This is a genomic window from Micromonospora sp. CPCC 205739 (genome assembly GCF_036906795.1).
Classification (GTDB): Bacteria; Actinomycetota; Actinomycetes; order Mycobacteriales; family Micromonosporaceae; genus Micromonospora.
Genome location: NZ_JBAKHS010000049.1, coordinates 1 through 2,252, shown reverse-complemented (window position 1 = coordinate 2,252; position 2,252 = coordinate 1). Strand labels below are relative to the sequence as shown.

Sequence of the window (2,252 nt, the reverse complement as noted above, 5' to 3'; positions counted from 1 at the left end):
GAGGGCCGGGGTTCGGGGCAGAGCCCCGAGGTCTTCAAGACTTGGTCGTCCGAAGCGTGGCCGACCGGCCCGGCCGATGCCGGCCGGAGGTCGCCAGCAGGCCGGGGCCGGGCCGGCGCGGCCCGCTTTGCGGGCCGCCTTGATCTGATAGAGGGCAATTCGACAGTCTGTGACCGTCGCCGGATGTCCTGTTGCGGAACATGCTTGAAAGTCGCGTCCCACCAGTTGCTTGACAAGATTGTGCCGGAGCGCCGGCTGTACCCGTCAGACGCAATCCCATAAGAAGCGGCCTTCGCGGAGATCCGGAGAGAGGAAGCCGTATCCGGTCCCTCCGCCGAAGTTGAGGGCGTAGGGGTCATCCGGGCCGTGGCCTTCTCCGCCGTCGAGCTGGAAGTGGAACCGCCAGTCGGCCGGTATCCCCTGAGGGTCGGCCTGCCACAGGTGGGCCTTGCCCCCCACATAGCTGTAGGACGGAAGCGCGCTGGCATGTGCATCGACAGCGTCTGGAAGGTCCAGCAGTACGCCTGTCCGTTCGGCCTCTTGGCGTGCGATCTCCGCATCCAGGGTTGCCTCGGCGGCAGGGTCCGCCGGGATCAGGTCCACGGCGAGTTCGACGCCTACGCGCTCGTCCCATGTCATGCCCCGTCGCCACAGGGACGGACCGGTGGCCGTGTCGGTCGTATCGATGAAGGGTGGGATGCGTCCGCCGGGTTGAACCAGGAGTGCGTTCTCGCCGGCCTTAGCGTCGAAGGTCTCGGCGGTGCCCTGAGGATCATCGGTGACGAACAGGTAGGCGAGACTCGTGGGTTCACCGGGGATGGGGATCTGGCCTACGAACATCATGGGTGTCCCCAGGCTGCGAGACAGCGGCCAGGTGGGCGGCCGGAGCCACACAGGTTGGCCGCCCAGCTTCGCTTGCGGAACGTGGATGGGTGCCTCTGCTGGTCGGAGCCGCATCTGCAACCGGGGAAGTAGCCAGGCATCGCCAGGCCCGGTGCAGTCCTCCTGGATGGTGACGGAGATCGGCGGCACTTCACTCATCAGGCGATGCTAGGCGGGGTCGAGTGGCATCGGCAGCCGCGGAGGTTGTCTAGGCCGTCAAGCATGTACTGGGCCGGAAACGTCAAGCATGTGGTGGGACTAGGCAGTGACCGTCGCCGGACGTCTACCCGCCTAGGTTGCGGATCTCTTCGTGCAGGTCGTCCGCCGCGCTTGCCCCTCGATATGGCTGGGCGCGAAGCATCGCCGCGAACCTGTCGAGCCGCTTCTTGATCCAGGAGATTTGGCGGTCCGCTGGCAGATCGAGAATCGGCCGGATGGCGGCAGTGGCGGAGTCGAGGTCCCCGACTTGCAGGAAGGCGGTTCCTTGGTAGACGTGGGCCAGGGCTTCGTCGTCCAAGGACCTGCTCTCCGGGGGCTCCTTCTCCCAGAGCTCGATTGCCTGCCCCGCCTCTCGGGCAGCTCGTTCCGCGTCGGTCCCACCCGCCAGCCAAATCAGGCTGCTCCCCGCGTAGTAGTGCTGCTTGGCGACAGAGAAGCCGAAGAGGCCATCCACGGAGTCCGTGCTGGCAAGTTCCTCCCGTTCCGTCTGAGCTAGGTCAAGGGTGCGGTTTGCGCCTGTGGAGTCGCCGAGATTGGCATGGCACTGAGCCACGCCGCAGAGCAGCCGTATCCGGCCGGTGCCCCTTGCCTTGTACCGCAGTCCGTCGTGCACGTAGTCCAGGGCGTGGGCGTAGTCGCCCTGAAAACGCGCGATCAGGCTTTGGGTGCCGCGTGTCCACGCGCGCAGCTCGTTGTTCCCAGCGTGTTCCGCACAGGTCCATGCAGCATCTGCGTGGGTCATGGCTGCATCGGCGCTGCCCAGGTCGAGGGCGGCGTATGCCAGTACGCCTTGCAGCCTGCCCAGCAGGAGGTAGAGATCCTTGAGTTCGTGCGGGGCGTAGTGGCGGTCGCGCAGCCGTTGCAGGATCTCGCCGCGCAGCTCGACGGCGTCTTGCAGCATCGGGCCGGGTGGTGCTCCGAGGTAGGCGATTGCCAATCCCTCCACGCCGTCGCTGATTTGGGTGTCGTACTCCGCTTGATGCGTTACACGGTGACTGCGGTCGATGGGTTACAGGGGCCTTGAGCACGCCGGATACGGACCGTGACGCCGACTGTCCACGACGGCTGGTGTGCCAGGCATTCGCTTCTGGCTCCCCTCTGTGTCAAGCCATCGTCGGGAGTGGGGTTCTAAGCTGGGTGGTGGCGGGTCC

General features: G+C 66.1%; 2 protein-coding genes. Both read right to left on the bottom strand.

What is annotated here, in order from left to right; translation table 11 throughout:
- Window positions 1-264 precede the first annotated feature (264 nt).
- Window positions 265-1,041 (bottom strand): hypothetical protein, encoded by a 777-nt coding sequence (locus V6U88_RS30085; protein ID WP_334458284.1) that lies wholly within the window; start codon window positions 1,039-1,041, stop codon window positions 265-267.
- Window positions 1,042-1,165: 124 nt separating this feature from the next.
- Complete coding sequence (locus V6U88_RS30080) at window positions 1,166-2,002, bottom strand: hypothetical protein (RefSeq protein WP_334458283.1); 837 nt, start codon at window positions 2,000-2,002, stop codon at window positions 1,166-1,168.
- Window positions 2,003-2,252: the final 250 nt, after the last annotated feature.